Raw genomic sequence first — 244 nt, forward strand, 5'->3', positions numbered from 1 at the left:
GATTAAGAGGCTATCCAACAATGAGTCACGAACTCATTTATCAGTACGTCTGGAACGATAAAGCAGAAGGCGGAATGCTATGGAAACACCTGCGTCAATCGACTAAGAAAAGGCGTAAGCGCTACAACTCAAAAGACAGTCGAGGACGGCTTGCAAATAAACGTCATATCACCGAGAGATCGGTTGAGGCTGAGCTAAGAAAAGAACCTGGGCACTGGGAAATTGATACCGTTGTAGGCCGCGG

The 244-nt window shown here is 47.1% G+C and carries 1 pseudogene; it reads left to right on the top strand.

The window, feature by feature from the left end:
• Positions 1-244, top strand: a pseudogene (locus RH88_RS00240) (IS30 family transposase); the annotation flags it as partial.

The organism is Vibrio scophthalmi LMG 19158, from assembly GCF_000222585.1.
GTDB classification, from domain to species: Bacteria; Pseudomonadota; Gammaproteobacteria; order Enterobacterales; family Vibrionaceae; genus Vibrio; species Vibrio scophthalmi.